Source organism: Streptomyces sp. NPDC002104, from assembly GCF_053593795.1.
In genome coordinates, this window is sequence record NZ_JBSFDF010000043.1 from 34,188 (window position 1) to 50,566 (window position 16,379).

The following is a 16,379-nucleotide window of genomic DNA, read 5'->3' on the forward strand; positions in this document are numbered from 1 at the left end:
CCCGGCCGGTGCTGTAGGAGGCGGCTGGTCGGGCCCTGCTGAGGTGGTTCAGGCGACGCACTGTTCGTCATCGGGGTATGCGCACGGGACGCACATGCCGAGCGAGGCCGGGATCACGTACCCGGCATCCGTCCGGCAGGTCGGGCAGGTTCGGCGGGCCGTGTTCGCCTTCGCCAGAGCCGCGGCCTTGGCCGGCGTCATCGGCCGGACCGGGCGTGCCAGCTCTATCCGGTAGAGGAAGGCGACCAGCGGCCCGCGCCGGTAGCGGGGCCGCTCCACCTGCGCGACGACGTCCTGTCCGCCGGGGCGAAGGCCCGCGGCCCGCAACTGCCTGCGGGTGGCCAGGCCGTCGGGGGCCAGGCGCCAGGTGTAGACGGGCAAGGTATCCGCGGCACTGAGCGGGGCGGGCGTCACGAGGTGGCCCCTTCAAGAGCCTGGGCGGTGGAGCTGTTCGCTTCGCGGAGTTCCTGGTAGCGGCCGGAGGCCCAGCCGACGGACCATCCAGTCAGCTCAGCGGCCACCCGCACGGGCAGTCCCGCGTCGAACGCGGCCCGGACCGTGACGAGGGCCTGGCCTTCCTTCAGCTTCTCGGGCGGGGGTCCGGCGGCGAGGAGGGCGGCGCGTTCACGCTCGATCCGTTCCTGTTCATGCTCGCGTTCACGGCGTTCACGCTCGGCCTGGTCGGCACGTGCTCGGCGTTCACGCTCGGCCTGCTGCCGGGCCTCCAGCTCGCGCTGCTGTACGGCCCGCTGCTCGGCCTGTTCACGCTCGGCCTGAGCTTGTTCACGCTCGCGTTCACCGCGTTCACGCGCCTCACGTTCAGCGGCCGCGACGGCATCCGCGCGGGCTTGCTCTTCGCGCCGGATCCGGTCCTGCCGCTCACCTTCCTCGCGGACGAGTCGGGCTTCGTGTTCACGCTGTTCACGAGCGAGCGCCGCCTCATGCTCACGGCGTTCACGCACCCGCTGCTGACGCGCTTCCTCCCTGTCCTCGGCCGCCTTCGTGCGGGCCTGCGCTTCGGCCCGCTGGTCGGCCTTCAAGCCCGGACTGCGGTGGTGATGGCCCGCCGGTAGGCGAGACCAGCCTCAGCGGTGACGATGAGGAGGAGCGGTGCGACGGAGTGGATCGCGACACCGACCAGGTCCCCGACCAGCGCGGATGCCCCGATGTTCAGGGCCAGGGTCATGGCGCCGGTCATCCACCGCAGGGCGACCGGCCAGGCCCCGCCGTGTCCGCCGAGGCGGGCCAGGACGGAGTCGAGACGGACCACGATGACCACCGCCGCATCCACGACGAGCGGCAGGATTGGCGCGGTCCACCGCCACTCGGGGGCGGTGTGTGCGGCCATCAGGGGGGTGACAGTTAGGACGGAGTAGAGCATCGCCCCGCCGACGATCAGCCACGTGCCCACGGCCAGCGCGCGTTCCGCTGAACGGAGGTGAACGTCGTTCATGGCGCCTCGCCTTCCAGCGCCCGGACCTTGACCGAACCCAGGAGGAGGACCCATTCCGGGTGGCGGTGGTAGTCGGGGCTGGTGCTCTCCTGCCACTCCCACTCGGCGTTCTCGGCGAGCGTGAACCCGAGGTATGCCAGCGCCGCCTGGCGCGCCATGACGTTCGGGATCGCGGTGGAGGTGGGCCAGGTGAAGGTGGGCCACTCACTGACCAGACCGGTCTGGGCCACATACAGCTGCCAGCACGGGCCGGTCGTCCCGTCCAGGGCGGTGGTACCGCAGCAGCGCAGGGACAACTGCGCGCCGAAGATCTGCTTGCTCATGCCGCGTCCCCCGGCATGCTCGTGTCGGCGGTGCGGTCGCTCGCGTCCCGCCGGGCCGCCAGGACCCGGTTGCGGGCCCGGCGGATCCGGCGCGCGTCGAACTCGGACGCCGGCCGGTCAAGCTGGGAGATCAGCGCGTCGAGCAGGTCGACCTCCGCCAGGATCAGCGGCATCTCGACCTCGATCGCGTCCAGCTCCGCGTCCGACGGCTCCAAGCCGTCCGACCACGGGGTAACAACGTCCTGAAGTGCGACGATGGACTTCATGGGTCTAGCTCCTTCGGCGGAGGAACGGGGCCCGAACAGCAGCCTCCGGCGTTCCAGCGCCGGGGGCTGCACTACGTTCGGATAGGGGTGGAGCGGCCGGCTTACCGGCTCCGGCTCCCCTCAACCCCGCCGGTACGACACCCCGGAAGGGTGCCGGACGGGCAGAGGAGGCAACCGGCCGCCGCACTATCAGTGCGGCGGAAGGGCCGAACGACGCGAGGGGCGCTCCTGCTCGCACCGGTCCAGTGCGGGCGGGGCCCAGGGTCTTAAGCGGATCACTGCTGCCTCCGTGGAGGATGCGGGTGAGGGAAGGCTTCGCCACCGCCGTTGCTGCAGCGGGGGTCCCGAGCCTTGATCGGTGCGTCATCGTCACTGCTCTGACGCCAGCAGGCGGCCTGCACGAATTGGTGCAGGGTGGCGTGCCGCCGACGACATCTCCCGGTCGTCACGGGGGCGGTCTCACTCTTGCCGCCACGTGCGTTGGGGCCACGCTGTGCCTCCCCACACCCAAGTCCGGGTGGCGCCTGCCAAGCGCATAGGGGGAGCCGGTGTCCATCGCGGCGGTTTGCCCCCGGACCCTCGCCCTAGGCACCTACCGCGACCGCCGACTCGCGTCAGCCCCGCACGATCACTCTTCAGTTCTCAAGATGAAGCCGGTGACTCTCCGACGGGTGCGGTAACCCCGAAGGGCTCCCGTAAGCACGGGACACGCCGGACGCCGAGGTACTGCGTTCGTAGCTCTGACAGGTATCCATGCAGGTCAGCGCCGAGTAGCTGCGCCCACCGCATGAGATACATGCTTGAACATGTCTCCCAGGTTGGCTGTTTCGATTGAGGCTGTCAAGCTCTTCGCCTCAGCCGGTCCGTCCTGTGGTGTGACATCAGAGTGCCGCCGAAGGGCGGGACGAAGTCACCACGTCCCTGGACGACTTGGGACGTCCTCGATAGCGTTCTGAGGGGCGACTACGTCCCTGGACGTCCCTGGGGGTGGGATGGCGAACGAGCGGTTAAGGTCCGCGATGCTGACTCAAGGCGTCGCCGTGGATGCCCTGGCGGAACACCTTGGGGTCGACCCCAAGACGGTGGAACGCTGGATCACCAAAGGGCGGGCGCCATACCGGCGCCACCGCCTTGCCATCTCGGCATTCCTCCGGGAGGACGAGGGCTACCTATGGCCCGATGGCCTGCCGGACGGGCAGCGTAAGGACGCTGCGGATGCCGAGGTGTTGAAGGTCTACCCGCACCGTTCCTACGTGCCGGCGGACCTGTGGCTCCAGCTGTTCGGCCGGGCGGAACGAGAGATCGGCGTGCTGGTGCACGCGGGTGTCTTCCTCGCCGAGAACCCGCGCTGGCCGCAGCTGCTCAGGTTGAAGGCGTCAGGCGGTGTCCGGGCACGCATTCTGCTCGGAGACCCGGAAAGCCCAGAGATCCGGCGCCGAGGGGATGAGGAGGAAATCGGCGAAGGCGTGGCCTACAAGGTTCGCGAGGTGATGAAGCTCTATCGCCCCCTGTACTCCGTTTCGGGGATCGAATTCCGTCTCCACCGGTCGACTCTGCACAACTCGCTCTACCGCTCTGACGACGAGTGGTTGGTGAACACGCAGGTGTACGGGGTGAGTGCGCCCCTTACGCCGGTCCTCCATCTGCGTAAGGTCGCCGGTGCTGAGCTGGTCTCCACATATCAGCAGAGCTTCGAGAAGGTCTGGTCCGAAGCTGTCCCCATTGAAAGGTGAGCATGAGTCGCCGTACGGACTACATCAACGATCCCAATGCGCCGAAGGCCAACAGCATCGTGCCCGCGGTGACGGCATTCGTCATCAACGATGCGGGTGATGTGCTGATGGAGCGCCGATCGGACAATGGTCGGTGGGGAATGCCGGGGGGAGTACAGGAGGTCGGGGAGAACATCGCGGGAACGGTCGTCCGTGAGGTTCTGGAGGAAACCGGGATCCAGGTTGAGGTGGTCGGCCTGGTCGGCATCTTCACTGACCCCGGCCATGTCATCGCGTTCGCGGACGGTGAGGTCCGTCAGGAGTTCTCGCTCTGCTTCCGGGCCCGACCGGTCGGCGGTGAGATCAGGGTAAGTTCGGAATCTCTGGAAGTGCGGTGGGTTCCGCGCGTGGACATGGATTCCCTTGACGTGTCGCCTACCACTCGCCGGCGGCTGGAGGAAGGCTTCCGCGACTCACCCCTTCCCCGGATTAGCTGAGCTTGGACTGCTCCGCCTCGAAGGTGCGCTGACGCACGCGGGTGACTCGGTCCAGCAGTTCGGGCCGGGCCGCGGATACGGCCCGGAACACCACATGCTCCGGGCCGTACCGGTCGAGAACTTCGGTCAGCCGCTCCGCCGGATCCACGAGCGCGCCCACGGGGCTGCTAGTCAGGTCGCAGTAGGTGATTGCGTCCACCAGTACGGGATCTGCGGGGCCGAACTCTGCCAGCATCTCGCTCAGGCCCAGCTCAGAGGCCTCCCATGGGGAAGAGGTATGGAAGGCCACGATGCTGCACAGTCGGGGGTCGGCACCCACCACGTCGCGTAGATAGCGAGCTCCGTCGATCATGTGTTGCCCCGTATCCACGGCGGCGCGGGCGTATCCGACGTCGTGCGCAATGGCCGCTGCGGCTAGTAGTTCCGCGTCCTCGCCAAGCGCCGGGGCCAGTGTCAGGGCCTGCGAGAAGACGCGCTGGGAATGGGCCCACCTAGTCGGCAGGTCTTCGGCGAGTAGGGACTCCGCGAGATCATGAGCCCACTTGGCCAGTTGCATACGAGTTCCCCCAAGCCGTCGAGTGTCAGGTTGCCGGGCCCACGAACCGCCCTACTCCGTGCTGAGCGTGAACGTGCCCGGCGCCTTCGAGTTCGTGCACGGCGCGGCGGATGGTGCCGCGCGCGACTCCGTAGGACTCAGAGAGCTCGGCCTCGCTCGGAAGCCGAGCGCCAGCGGCCAGCTCCCCTGTCCGAATTCGCTCCAGAAGGTCCGCCATGATCCGGCGGTACGGCGCCACTTGGGCCCCGCTGCCGACCTGGCGTCCGACGCCGGCGACGGTGGTCACGTCGCCGGTTTCCTCTAGTGCCCGAAGCGCACGGCGGACTGTCGTGCGGGCGATGCCGAACTCTCGCCCGATCTCCGCTTCGGACGGAAGGCCATCGGGATAGGCCCCCTCAGCGATCCTCGCCCGCAGAGCCTCCGAGATCGTCAAGTACGTCCCGCGCGGGCTGGGGTTCGGCACGCTTCCTCCTTCTACCGCCGTGCGTGGGCGTCTGGCTTACATCACCTGCGCGGTCCAGCTTCGCACGTCGCGGCCTGTGGGGGAGTGGCTGGAGTGATGGGCAATGTAGGGCTGCCCAGGGGGACCTGGCCGACCTGCAGCGCCATCGCTGGCCGTGGCGATAGATCGGGGAGGAGCCCGGCCGGGGCTGGGCGGTCAGAAGCTTGCCCACTCCCCGGCGGTGACATTGTCAGGGTCTTGTCCGGCGCCTGCACCGGCTCCGTCTTCTTGCCCAACAACCCCTCCTTCAGAGGGGGTGATCGACATAATGGTGAGCATGACTCTGCCATCCCAGCAAACCGAGATGCGACTCCTCTTCTATCGATGCAGGATTGGTCGGAGTGATCTGGATAGGATATTCGGCGTAGCATCCGAAAGTATCCCTGTCGAATCGGTTGAATTCTCGACTCAGATGGCCAGTACGCGGTACCGTCAACCGACGTTGGCCGGTTTGATTGATGCGATTCAAATAGCGAACCCCGCGCCAATTTCGACAGCTTGGGGCAACCTCCGGCTGGAGGCTTCGGTCGACTCCTTGCAGCGCCGGGTGGTGGTTCTCATCGAAGAAGATCGGGTGAGCGTCGAACTGTCCGGTGGTGATGCGACGTGGGTGTATGGGCAAGCCGCAAGATTGAGGGAGATACTAGGCGCCCTAGGCGGTTCTGAGGATTCGCGACCTGGCGGAATGAAGGGTGCCATCGCGAAGGGGTCGGTGATGGCCGTCGTCCTTGTCGCTTACTGGATTCAGATTGCTCGAACCCCCCGCAGTGAAATAGCACTACTGGACATGCCTATCGCTGTAATTGCTAGCGTGCTAGTGATTTCGGTTGCTTCTAATTCGTTGGTGCAGAATTGGGTAGATCGGGCTGCCTTGGATGTGGTGGATGAGGTTCAACGAGGCTTTTGGTGGACGCGGCTAACTGCTCCCCTGAAGGTCTCTGTCGCTACCGCGGTCGCAGGAGTTGTTGCCGCCCTGGCGGCGATCGTGTCGGCCCTGCCTGATCACTAGTGCAGGCGCCCGGGGCGTGCCTCTGTCCGCCTCGTCTGCGCCTCCCACATCGCGGGGCCGAGCGGGACGATGCCGAGGTCCGTATGACCAGCGCACACGATCGGCGGTGGCACGATGGCCGGCCCCAAATGCGGGTGGCGCACGAAAAAGAACCGACCGTGCACACGGGACGTAATGGGTCGCACATCCCGTTGTTGGCAGCATCAGGGCAAGTGGTCTGCCCACGACGCGGAGCAGCGTCGTAAGAAGACTGCTGAGGAGAAGCTCAAGAAGCTCCGGCGGCGCTAGCGGCCGCACGGAATGCAAGATCAGGACGAGGTGCGGACGGCCGGCAGGTAGCCGAGGCGAACCGTTGCTTTCGCCGCAGGTCAGAACGGGTATGGGCGTAGCCAACACGGGAGACTGTAAATCTGCCGGCTCAGCCTACCCAGGTTCGAACCCTGGCGCCGCCACGCGAGTGAGACCCTCGCTCATTGCAGAAATGCGATGGGCGGGGGTTTTCTCGTACACCGGAAAATCCCGTGGGAGCCACCAGGTCCCGTAGGGCATGGTGTTCCCATGATGAGCATCAGCGGCCGAAAGGGCCATGGCGCGTAAGGCGCCCTCGCGGGTCCGGTCGGACCTGCCACGCCGGAGGTCCCGAAAGGGCGACCGGGCCGTCGTTCCCGGAGTCTCCTCCCGCACCCTCGTGGAAATCGCCCGCGTCGAACGCCACCGGTACGAGCCCGGCGCTGCCCATCGGGCACTGACCGCCTGGCGCGCGACCGTGTACGGGCGAGGACCGTCTTGGATCCTCTACCCGAACTGGTACGACGACTGCCCCTGCTGCCAGCCGTCCTGGGGAGGCGACCACCGGGAGACCCTGGAGGTCTTCTGTCTCACCCTGACCCGTCGCGCCGCCCGGGAGCTCCGGGCCGTGCTCGCACCGCTCGACGCGCGGTTCCTCGACCGCACGCTCAACGATCCGTACGCCCCGCCGGGGGATCCGTGGTGGCGGCGCAGGCTGGAAACGGCATGAGCCCATAGGGCGCAGCGGGCGTGCCGATGGGGGGCTCCGGTCGTTCATCCGGCGTGAAATGGACTTCTGACTCGCGTGGAAAGGTCGGCGGCGGGGTGCTCATCGCCCTGCTCGGAGCGGGCATCCCGGCCCTGGTCGGAGCGGCACTGAACGGCGATGTGGGGGATCCCTACCAGGAGACCCGGCTCTACTTCGGCACCGAGCGGCCGGACGGCCGTCCACCGGTCGGGGAGCGGGAGTTCATGGGGTTCCTCGACCGCGAGATCACCCCCGCCTTCCCCGAGGGGCTGACCCTCCAGGACGGGCGCGGCCAGTGGCAGCGGGACGGGAAGGTCATCCGGGAGACCTCCTACGAGGTGGTGCTGCTCTACCCGGAGAAGGAGGCCGATGAGCGAGGCGCGCGCATCGAGCGGATCCGCGAGGCCTACGAGAAGCGGTTCCAGCAGGATTCGGTCGGCCGGTCCGACGACCGCCTGAAAGCCGACTTCTGACCCGCCGACCTCTGAGCCGCCGACTTCCGACCCGCGGACTTCCCGGCCGGTCGGCCGGCTGTTCGCCCGCCCCGTTCCCCGGCCGGATTCCGGCCGGGGAACGGCGGCCTAGTTGCCCGCCACGTCCTTGACCGCCACCGGGACCGGCGTCGAGCCCGCGATCAGTTCCAGGGTGAGGCCCGAGGTCGCCGGCGTTTCGATCAGCTCGGCGAGGACCGCCGCCACGTCGTCGCGGGGGACCGGCCCGCGGCCCGTCCGCGCCTCCAGGCGGACCCGTCCCGTCCCCGCGTCGTCGGTCAGCGAGCCCGGGCGCAGGATCGTCCACTCCAGGCCCAGCCGGGTGCGGACGTGCTCGTCGGCCTCGCCCTTGGCGCGGAGGTACGCGTCGAAGACCTCGTCGCCCCCGTGGCGGGTGTCCGCGCCCATCGAGGAGACCATCAGGAAGCGGCGTACCCGGGCCCGTTCGGCGGCGTCCGCGAACAGCACCGCCGCGCCCCGGTCCACCGTGTCCTTGCGCCCGGCCCCGCTGCCGGGACCCGCGCCCGCCGCGAACACCACGGCGTCCGCGCCCTGCAGGATGCCCGCCACGTGCTCGACCGACGCCGACTCCAGGTCGCACAGCACCGGTTCGGCGCCCGCCTCCCTGAGGTCGTCGCCCTGTGCCGGATCGCGGATGATGCCCGCGACCTCGTATCCGCGCGCGGCGAGCAGGCGCTCCAGCCGCAGCGCGATCTGACCGTGTCCACCCGCGATGACGATGCGCATGCCACGACCGTACGACGAGCCGGGCGCCCGCGCCCGGGAACGAGGGGTGAACCCTCAGGGGCCGGGCTCCATACGGCCCTGCCGTGGCAGGTCCAGGGCCACCGCGACGGCGGAGTCGCAGTACTCCCGTACGGCACTCGTCCGGGCTACCACCCGCCCGCGGTGGATCACGATCCGGCTGTACGCGAGGGACAGCACGCTCGCGATCCGCTCCCCGCGCACGGCGAGCAGTTCCGCCGGGAAGCCGGCCTCCACCCGCACCTCGGGGAGCGCCATCGCCTCGCGGGCCGCGCCGGCGATCGAGTGGTAGGCCTCGGTGGCGCGCAGCCCGCCCTGGGAGGCCAGGAGGTACGCGGCTTCGAGCGGGTCCCCGCGCCCGACCGGGTTGCCCGCGTCGCGCAGGGCCCCGCTGCCCGCCGCGACGCGCACGCCGGCGGCGCGCAGCAGGCGTACGGGGGCGGTGCGCAGGCCCCGCCGTTCCAGGGCCGCGCAATCGCCCTGGGGGAGGCAGGTCACCCCGACGCCGGCGGCCGCCAGCTGGTCGGCGGCCCGGGTCGCCACGTCCAGCGGGAGCCGGGACAGACCGCCGCAGGGCCCGATGGAGAACCCGGGCCGCAGTCCGCCGGCCATGGCCGCGAGCCGGGACAGGCGGGCGGGGTCGTCGCCGTCGGTGTGCAGGTCGACGGGGCAGCCGTGCTCGGAGGCCAGTTCCAGTACGGCTTCGAGGAAACCGGTGGGGTCGGGGTCGAGGTCGGGGCAGCCCCCGATGACGGAGGCGCCCATCTTCACGGCGTCGCGCAGCATGGCGAGCCCGTCGGCCCCGGCCACCCCGGTCAGCAGGCGGGGAACGGCGACGGTGGTGAGATCGGTGAGCCCGCGCAGGGAGCGGCGGGCCTGCAGCACGGCCTCCAGGGGGCCGAGGCCGTGCACGTCGCCGATGCGCACGTGAGACCGCACGGCGGTGGCGCCGTGCCCGAGCTGGAGCAGGGCCGCCTCGGTGGCGCGGCGCTGCACCTCGTCGGGGGAGTAGGAGACGGGCCCCTCGCTGTCCGCGGTCAGGGCGGTGTCCCCGTGGGAGTGGGGCTCGGCGGGCGCGGGGAGCAGCAGGTAGCCGGTGAGGTCGACGCGGGCTCCCGCGGCGGCGGGCAGGCTGCCGGCCGTGCCGACGGCCTGGATCCGGCCGCCGCCGAGGCGGACGTCGACGCTCCGGCCGTCGGTGAGGCGGGCGCCGGTGAGGAGCAGGGTGGTGGACTCGGGGGCCGCCGGGCCCGGGCTTCCCTGGGGGCCCTCGGGGCCGGGGCCCTGCCCCTGCCCTTGCCCCTGGCCCTGGCCGCTGCCGGGGCGGTTGCGCGGGGAGTGGGACGGCTGCTGCGGCGGGCTGTCGGACATCGCGCTCCTGCGGTGGCTCGGGCGGTTCCTGGGGCCGTGGCCGCGGCCCGCGGCCCAAGATCACGCAGCGTGCTCAGAGCCTAGGGGGCGGGGGTGCCCGCTTCGCGGAGGAGGGCAATAGTCGTACCGGTGCGTCTGGGTGGACCGGCCCCCGCGGGGCCCGACCTGGGTGTCGGGCCGGAACGGACTGGGGCGCCGGCCCCGGGGGGCAAGTCGAGGCGGGGCCCGGGGGTCAAGTCGGGGCCGGGCCCGGGGGTCAAGTCGGGGCCGGGCCCTGAGGGGCGAGCCGGGGCCGGGGCCCGGCCCGGGGGCCCGACCGCCGCCGGGCCGAAGCCAGAGTCGCCGCCGGGCCTAAGCCGGAGTCGAAGCCGAAGCCGGAGCCAGTACCCGACCCGAGCGAGCTCGGAGCCGGCCGAAGCCGGAGTCGGAGCCGGAGCCGGAGCCCCGCCCGTCCCGGAGCCGGAGCCCCGCCCGTCCCGGAGCCGGGGCACGGCCCACGCCGGTCCGAAGGCCGTCGGGGGTGGTGTCCCCGCCACGGAGCCGCTGCGGGGTGACTCAGGGTGGGGGTCGGGTGATCGGGGATGTGATGCCTGACACCTTTCGGGGTGAAAGGCGTCGGAAGAGAGCTCCGGGGGGCGTTTCCCGCGGATCAAGAAAGGCGGGCGTGGTGCTCCGAGGCCAGGCGCCGCAAAGGATTTGGGCGATCGGCGGGCAACCGTGTAATGTCTTCCTCGCTCGCCCCAATAGCTCAGTCGGTAGAGCGTCTCCATGGTAAGGAGAAGGTCTGCGGTTCGATTCCGCATTGGGGCTCTGGTGAGAGAGGTTCCCCACCCTCGGGTGGGGAGCGGATCTCATCAAAGCGGCGTAGCTCAGTCGGTAGAGCAAGCGGCTCATAATCGCTGTGTCACCGGTTCAAGTCCGGTCGCCGCTACACACAGTAGCCGATTGCGGGGTCGGTCTCCCGATCGGCTACTCTTTTATGCGTTCATCCGTCCAATTGTCCGTCAAGGAGCACTCACGTGGCTGCCACCGACGTCCGCCCGAAGATCACGCTGGCCTGCGTGGAGTGCAAGGAGCGGAACTACATCACCAAGAAGAACCGGCGTAACAACCCGGACCGTCTTGAGATGAAGAAGCACTGCCCGCGTTGCAACTCGCACACCGCGCACCGCGAGACCCGCTAACAACTGGCGAAGTCTCGTACAACAGGCACAGTCATACCGTCATGAGGTCGTCCCCTTCATTGGGGGCGGCCTTGTGTCGTTTCGAGAGATCGTTTCAACAGGGAGGTAGGGAGTCATGGCGCTCGACCAGTCCTTCGTGGGGCGGAGCTACCCGCCCACCGATCCGTACGAGGTCGGCCGGGAGAAGATCCGCGAATTCGCGGTCGCCGTGGGTGATGCCAATCCGGTGTACACGGACCCCGAAGCAGCCAAGGCGTTCGGTCACCAGGACGTGATCGCCCCGCCGACTTTTGTGTTCGCCATCACGTTCGCGGCGGCCAGCCAGGTCGTCGACGACCCGCAGCTGGGGCTGGACTACAGCCGCGTCGTGCACGGAGACCAGAAGTTCGCGTACACCCGTCCCGTGCGGGCCGGTGACCGGCTGACGGTGACCTCGACCATCGAGGCCATCAAGTCGCTCGCGGGCAACGACGTCATCGACATCCGCGGTGAGGTCCACGACGAGTCCGGCGAGCACGTGGTGACCGCCTGGACGAAGCTCGTCTCCCGGGCGCCCGAGCCCGCTGCCGCCGCCGCTCCCGCCGCCGGTTCCGCTCCCGAGGAGGCCTGAGATGGCTGCCAAGATCCAGTACGACGACGTCGAGGTCGGCACCGAGCTGCCGGCGGCGTCCTTCCCCGTCACGCGGGCGACGCTGGTGCGGTACGCGGGCGCGTCGGGCGACTTCAACCCGATCCACTGGAACGAGAAGTTCGCCACCGAGGTCGGACTGCCCGACGTGATCGCCCATGGCATGTTCACCATGGCCGAGGCGATCCGCGTGGTGACCGACTGGGCGGGCGACCCGGGCGCGGTCGTCGAGTACGGGGTGCGGTTCACCAAGCCGGTCGTCGTTCCGAACGACGGGCAGGGCGCGCTGATCGAGGTCACGGCCAAGGTCGCGGCCAAGCTGGACGACAACCGGGTGCGGGTCGACCTGACGGCCATGAGCGCCGGGCAGAAGGTGCTGGGGATGTCGCGCGCGGTGGTCGCTCTCGCGTAGGCGCCCCGAGAGCCCCGGCTCGGGTGCTCACAGGGTGGCCTCTTGAGCCCCCTGCGTTTCGTTACCCACAGGGCCCTGACCTGCGAGGAAACTCGCAGGTCAGGGCATTTTTGGTGGGTTTCTCAGGGGAGGGCTTGCGGGGTTAGTGATTGAGCACTAACTTTGAAGCATGGCAAGGATGAGTGCGGAAGAGCGGCGCGAGAGCGTCATCCTGGCGGCGATGGGCGAGTTCGCGCGGGGCGGGTACTACGGGACCTCCACCGAGGTGATCGCCAAGCGTGTCGGGGTGTCCCAGCCCTACCTCTTCCGGCTCTTCCCGAACAAGCAGGCCATCTTCCTGGCCGCCGCCGCCCGCTGCATGGAGGACATCCGGCGCGTCTTCGAGGAAGCCGCCAAGGGCCTCCAGGGTGAGGAGGCGGTCGAGGCGATGAGCGTGGCGTACATGAACCTGATCGCCGATCAGCCCGACAAGCTGCAGATGCAGCTCCAGACGTACGTGACCGTCGCCGCCGCCGAAGCGGCCGGGGAGCCCGAGTTCGGTGAGATGGTGCGGGCCGCCTGGATGGAGCTGTGGGACACCCTGCACGTGCCGCTCGGGGCGGACGTGAACGAGACGACCTCCTTCCTCGCCTACGGGATGCTGATCAACACCCTGTCCGCCATGGGGTTCCCGCCCGGGCATCGGGTCTGGGACGGCTGTTACCCGGGTGTCCGGCCGAGTGGCGAGCAGTAAGCACTAAGCACTAGGCAGTCAGCGGCAAGCGGCAAGCGGCAAGCGGCAAGCGGCAAGCAGCAAGCAGCAAGCGGCAGGCAATGAGCAGCAAGGAGCGGCTGGTCCGGCCGGTCCGTCGCGTCCGTGAACCGGCCGCGGAGCGGGGCTCAGCTCTGCCCGTCAAAGTTAGTGATCAATAACTAGTTTTGGGGGAAGCATGCAAGACGCCAAGCTTCGTGGGCCCGCTGTCTGGGCCCTCGTCATCACCGGAGCCGCCAGCTTCATGGCCGCGCTCGACAACCTCGTCGTCACCACCGCCCTCCCCTCCATCCGCGAGGACCTCGGCGGGAAGCTGGAGGACCTGGAGTGGACGGTGAACGCGTACACGCTCACCTTCGCCGTCCTGCTCATGTTCGGCGCCGCCCTCGGTGACCGGTTCGGCCGCCGCCGGCTCTTCATCGCCGGTACGGGCGTGTTCACCGCCGCCTCCGCCGCCGCGGCCCTGTCGCCCGGCATCGACGAGCTCATCGCCGCCCGGGCCGTCCAGGGCATCGGCGCGGCGATCATGATGCCGCTCTCGCTCACGCTCCTGACCGTCGCCGTCCCCGCCGCCCGGCGCGGAATGGCACTCGGCATCTACGGAGCCCTCACCGGGCTCGCCGTGGCGAGCGGGCCGCTCATCGGCGGCAGCCTCACCGAGCACATCTCCTGGCAGTGGATCTTCTGGCTGAACGTCCCGATCGGGCTGGCGCTCATCCCGCTCTCCCGGATGCGGCTCGGCGAGTCCACCGCCCCGCAGGCGAAGCTCGACGTCCCCGGCACCCTCCTCATCAGCGGCGGGCTCTTCGGCATCGTCTACGGGCTGGTCAACGCCAACGCACACGGCTGGACCAGCCTCCCCGTGCTCGCCGCCCTGCTCGTGGGGGCCGCGCTCGTCGGCGGGTTCGTCCACCACGGCTTCCGCAACGCCAACCCGGTGCTGCCCATGCGGCTCTTCCGCGACCGGGGCTTCTTCGGCATCAACATGGCGAGCCTGCTGATGTTCGTCGGGATGTTCGGCTCGATCTTCCTGCTGAGCCAGTTCCTCCAGGGCGTTCTCGGATATTCGCCCACCGAAGCCGGCCTGCGCATGCTTCCCTGGACTGCCATGCCCATGATCGCCGCCCCGATTTCGGGGATCCTCTCCGACCGGATCGGCAGCCGCCCCGTCGTGGTCGCCGGGCTGGCGCTCCAGGCCGTCGGCCTCGGCTGGTTCGCCCTGATCCTGAGCACCGACGTCTCCTACGCCGCCCAGCTCCCGGCGCTGATCATCAGCGGCATCGGCATGGGCCTGTTCTTCGCCCCCGCCTCCAACGCCCTCATGTCCACCGTCGCCCCCGCCGACCAGGGCAAGGCCGCCGGCGCAAACAGCGCCCTGCGCGAAGTCGGCGGAGCCCTCGGCGTCGCCGTCCTCGCCTCCGTCTTCTCCGCCCGGGGCGGCTACGAGTCCGGCCAGACCTTCACCGACGGCACCGTCCCCGCCCTCTGGATCGGCGCCGCGGCCGTCGCCGTGGCGGCCCTCCTGGCCCTGCTGCTCCCCGGCCGGGTCGCGGAGAAGGCCCGGGCCGCGCAGTCCCTGCCGACGGCGGAGCCGGGGGCCGACGGCCAGGCCTCGGACGCCCCGGCCTCGGACGCCCGGCCCTCGGACGGCCTGCCGGCGGACGGCCGCGGCCCGGTCCCGGCCGGCGGGCACGGCCCCGAGAAGGTGGCCGTCTGAGCGGGTCCCGCTCGCCGGCCGGTGCCCGCGCGGCGGCCGGCGGGGGGACCGCAGCCGCCGTGCGGCACGAAGTTCCGTACGACACGTCTCGAGCGAGTAAGGGCCCGTCATGCCCGATATCCCCTGGTCCACGCCCACCCGGCCCGCCCCGGACGCCGAGGTCTACGTCATGGCCTCCCGCTTCGAGACCACGAGCCTGACCGGAGCACTGCGGTTCTTCCTCAAGTCGCCCGGCATCGTCCTCCAGACGCGCAAGGCCCCCGGCGCCCACGGGGTCGCCCTGCGGGCCCGGCTCCTGAGCCGCACCTTCCTGACCCTGTCCGCCTGGGAGGACCGGGGCGCGCTCTACCGGTTCGCGGGCAGCGAACCGCACCGCTCCAGCTCCCGGGCGGCCGCCGCCTACATCAAGGAGGCCGGGTTCGTCTTCTGGACCCTCCCGGCGAGCGCCCTCCCGATCAGCTGGGCCGAGGCGGAGCGCCGGCTCGCCGAGGCGGAGAAGGAGAAGGAGAAGGAGAAGGAGAAGGAGAAGGAAGAGAAGAAGGAGGGGGCGGCTGAGGCGGGCCCTTGACGCCCCGTACGGCCCTGCCGCACGCACACGGTCCGTGGCCCCGCCTGCTCGGGGGGACGCGGACCGTACTCTTGTCCACGTGCAGGAACTCCACGACGCCCCCCTCGCCCCGCTGACCACCTTCCGGCTCGGCGGCCCCGCCGCCCGGCTGGTCACCGCGACCACCGACGCCGAGGTCGTCGCCGCCGTGCGCGCCGCGGACGAGAGCGGCACCCCGCTCCTGGTCATCGGAGGCGGCAGCAACCTGGTCATCGGCGACCAGGGCTTCGACGGCACCGCCCTGCGGATCGCCACCACCGGGTTCGCCCTCGACGGGACCCGGCTGGAGCTCGCGGCCGGCGAGAACTGGAGCGAGGCCGTCGCCCGCGTGGTCGAGGCCGGGCTCGCGGGGATCGAATGCCTCGCCGGGATCCCCGGCTCGGCCGGCGCCACCCCGATCCAGAACGTCGGGGCGTACGGCCAGGAGGTCTGCGACACGATCACCGAGGTCGTCGCCTACGACCGCACGCGCGGGGAGACGGTCACGCTGTCGGCCGCCGAGTGCGCGTTCTCGTACCGCGACAGCCTCTTCAAGCACCAGCCGGAGCGGTACGTCGTCCTGCGCGTCCGCTTCGCCCTGGAAGACGCGGGCGGGCTGTCCGCGCCGGTCAAGTACCCCGAGACGGCCCGCGCCCTCGGCGTCGAGGCGGGCGACCGGGTACCCGCGGCGCAGGCACGGGAGACCGTCCTGCGGCTGCGCGCCGGCAAGGGCATGGTCCTCGACCCCGCCGACCACGACACCTGGTCCGCCGGCTCCTTCTTCCACAACCCGATCCTCGGCGACGAGGCGTACGCCGCCTTCCTCGAGCGCGCCCAGGAACGGCTCGGCCCCGAGGCCGCCCCGCCCGCGTACCCGGCCGGCGAGGGCCGTACGAAGACCAGCGCGGCCTGGCTGATCGACAAGGCCGGCTTCACCAAGGGCTACGGCGACGGCCCCGCCCGCATCTCCACCAAGCACACCCTCGCCCTCACCAACCGGGGCGAGGCCACCACCGAAGACCTCCTGGCCCTGGCCCGCGAGGTGGTAGCGGGAGTCCACGCGGCCTTCGGCGTCACCCTGGTCAACGAGCCGGTGACGGTCGGCGTCAGCATCTGAGGA

Annotated in this window: 19 protein-coding genes, 2 tRNA genes and 1 pseudogene; 14 read left to right on the plus strand and 8 right to left on the minus strand. The window is 70.1% G+C overall.

The window, feature by feature from the left end; all coding sequences use genetic code 11:
* Positions 1-48: 48 nt before the first annotated feature.
* The 4 genes and pseudogenes from ACWCP2_RS28785 to ACWCP2_RS28800 form a co-directional block, all read right to left on the minus strand.
* Entirely contained in the window at positions 49-414 is a 366-nt protein-coding gene (locus ACWCP2_RS28785) for an RRQRL motif-containing zinc-binding protein (RefSeq protein WP_450911487.1), read from the minus strand.
* Positions 411-1,453, minus strand: a pseudogene (locus ACWCP2_RS28790) (DUF2637 domain-containing protein). Before ACWCP2_RS28790 ends, ACWCP2_RS28785 begins: the two are co-directional and overlap by 4 nt.
* Positions 1,450-1,776, minus strand: coding sequence for a DUF6303 family protein (locus ACWCP2_RS28795; RefSeq protein WP_450911488.1), 327 nt, complete (start codon positions 1,774-1,776; stop codon positions 1,450-1,452). Before ACWCP2_RS28795 ends, ACWCP2_RS28790 begins: the two are co-directional and overlap by 4 nt.
* Positions 1,773-2,042 carry a DUF6284 family protein gene (locus ACWCP2_RS28800; RefSeq protein ID WP_450911489.1) on the minus strand — a complete coding sequence of 90 codons (270 nt, stop codon included), beginning with the start codon at positions 2,040-2,042 and terminating at the stop codon, positions 1,773-1,775. The genes ACWCP2_RS28795 and ACWCP2_RS28800 overlap by 4 nt, the downstream gene beginning before the upstream one ends.
* 1,040 nt (positions 2,043-3,082) lie before the next feature.
* Between ACWCP2_RS28800 and ACWCP2_RS28805 the strand changes: the two genes are divergently transcribed.
* A complete protein-coding gene (locus ACWCP2_RS28805) occupies positions 3,083-3,775 on the plus strand; it encodes an XRE family transcriptional regulator (protein ID WP_450911490.1) in 693 nt (230 codons plus the stop codon).
* Between the two features lie 2 nt (positions 3,776-3,777).
* Positions 3,778-4,251, plus strand: coding sequence for an NUDIX domain-containing protein (locus tag ACWCP2_RS28810; protein WP_450911491.1), 474 nt, complete (start codon positions 3,778-3,780; stop codon positions 4,249-4,251).
* On the opposite strand, the gene ACWCP2_RS28815 is transcribed toward ACWCP2_RS28810, so the two are convergent.
* Positions 4,244-4,807 carry an HD domain-containing protein gene (locus ACWCP2_RS28815; protein ID WP_450911492.1) on the minus strand — a complete coding sequence of 188 codons (564 nt, stop codon included), beginning with the start codon at positions 4,805-4,807 and terminating at the stop codon, positions 4,244-4,246. The genes ACWCP2_RS28810 and ACWCP2_RS28815 overlap by 8 nt on opposite strands.
* Positions 4,808-4,832: 25 nt before the next feature.
* Positions 4,833-5,270 carry a GntR family transcriptional regulator gene (locus ACWCP2_RS28820; RefSeq protein WP_450911493.1) on the minus strand — a complete coding sequence of 146 codons (438 nt, stop codon included), beginning with the start codon at positions 5,268-5,270 and terminating at the stop codon, positions 4,833-4,835.
* Positions 5,271-5,586: 316 nt separating this feature from the next.
* Here ACWCP2_RS28820 and ACWCP2_RS28825 point away from each other — a divergent pair, with 316 nt between their 5' ends.
* The 3 genes from ACWCP2_RS28825 to ACWCP2_RS28835 all read left to right on the plus strand — a co-directional run bounded on the left by ACWCP2_RS28825 (position 5,587) and on the right by ACWCP2_RS28835 (position 7,827).
* Positions 5,587-6,318, plus strand: coding sequence for a hypothetical protein (locus ACWCP2_RS28825; RefSeq protein ID WP_450911494.1), 732 nt, complete (start codon positions 5,587-5,589; stop codon positions 6,316-6,318).
* 688 nt (positions 6,319-7,006) lie between these two features.
* A complete protein-coding gene (locus ACWCP2_RS28830; protein ID WP_450911495.1) occupies positions 7,007-7,336 on the plus strand; it encodes a hypothetical protein in 330 nt (109 codons plus the stop codon).
* 95 nt (positions 7,337-7,431) lie between these two features.
* Complete coding sequence (locus ACWCP2_RS28835; protein WP_450911496.1) at positions 7,432-7,827, plus strand: DUF3574 domain-containing protein; 396 nt, start codon at positions 7,432-7,434, stop codon at positions 7,825-7,827.
* A gap of 108 nt (positions 7,828-7,935) precedes the next feature.
* On the opposite strand, the gene ACWCP2_RS28840 is transcribed toward ACWCP2_RS28835, so the two are convergent.
* Entirely contained in the window at positions 7,936-8,592 is a 657-nt protein-coding gene (locus ACWCP2_RS28840; protein WP_450911497.1) for an SDR family oxidoreductase, read from the minus strand.
* A gap of 54 nt (positions 8,593-8,646) precedes the next feature.
* Positions 8,647-9,981 (minus strand): amidohydrolase family protein, encoded by a 1,335-nt coding sequence (locus ACWCP2_RS28845; protein ID WP_450911498.1) that lies wholly within the window; start codon positions 9,979-9,981, stop codon positions 8,647-8,649.
* Positions 9,982-10,718: 737 nt separating this feature from the next.
* Here ACWCP2_RS28845 and ACWCP2_RS28850 point away from each other — a divergent pair.
* From ACWCP2_RS28850 to ACWCP2_RS28890, 9 genes are all read left to right on the plus strand, one after another.
* Positions 10,719-10,791, plus strand: a tRNA-Thr gene (locus ACWCP2_RS28850).
* 48 nt (positions 10,792-10,839) lie between these two features.
* Positions 10,840-10,912: transfer RNA gene (locus ACWCP2_RS28855), tRNA-Met, on the plus strand.
* Between the two features lie 88 nt (positions 10,913-11,000).
* Positions 11,001-11,165, plus strand: coding sequence for a 50S ribosomal protein L33 (gene rpmG / locus ACWCP2_RS28860; protein ID WP_003956487.1), 165 nt, complete (start codon positions 11,001-11,003; stop codon positions 11,163-11,165).
* 115 nt (positions 11,166-11,280) lie between these two features.
* Positions 11,281-11,775, plus strand: coding sequence for an FAS1-like dehydratase domain-containing protein (locus ACWCP2_RS28865; protein WP_450911499.1), 495 nt, complete (start codon positions 11,281-11,283; stop codon positions 11,773-11,775).
* Between the two features lies 1 nt (position 11,776).
* Positions 11,777-12,205, plus strand: coding sequence for a MaoC family dehydratase (locus ACWCP2_RS28870; protein WP_450911500.1), 429 nt, complete (start codon positions 11,777-11,779; stop codon positions 12,203-12,205).
* Positions 12,206-12,374: 169 nt separating this feature from the next.
* Complete coding sequence (locus ACWCP2_RS28875; RefSeq protein WP_450911501.1) at positions 12,375-12,938, plus strand: TetR/AcrR family transcriptional regulator; 564 nt, start codon at positions 12,375-12,377, stop codon at positions 12,936-12,938.
* A gap of 196 nt (positions 12,939-13,134) precedes the next feature.
* Entirely contained in the window at positions 13,135-14,673 is a 1,539-nt protein-coding gene (locus ACWCP2_RS28880; protein ID WP_450911502.1) for an MFS transporter, read from the plus strand.
* Between the two features lie 109 nt (positions 14,674-14,782).
* Positions 14,783-15,241 (plus strand): DUF3291 domain-containing protein, encoded by a 459-nt coding sequence (locus ACWCP2_RS28885; protein WP_450911503.1) that lies wholly within the window; start codon positions 14,783-14,785, stop codon positions 15,239-15,241.
* A gap of 79 nt (positions 15,242-15,320) precedes the next feature.
* The gene (locus ACWCP2_RS28890; RefSeq protein ID WP_450911504.1) at positions 15,321-16,376 is read left to right on the plus strand and encodes a UDP-N-acetylmuramate dehydrogenase; all 1,056 of its coding nucleotides are present in this window, start codon (positions 15,321-15,323) and stop codon (positions 16,374-16,376) included.
* Positions 16,377-16,379 lie beyond the last annotated feature (3 nt).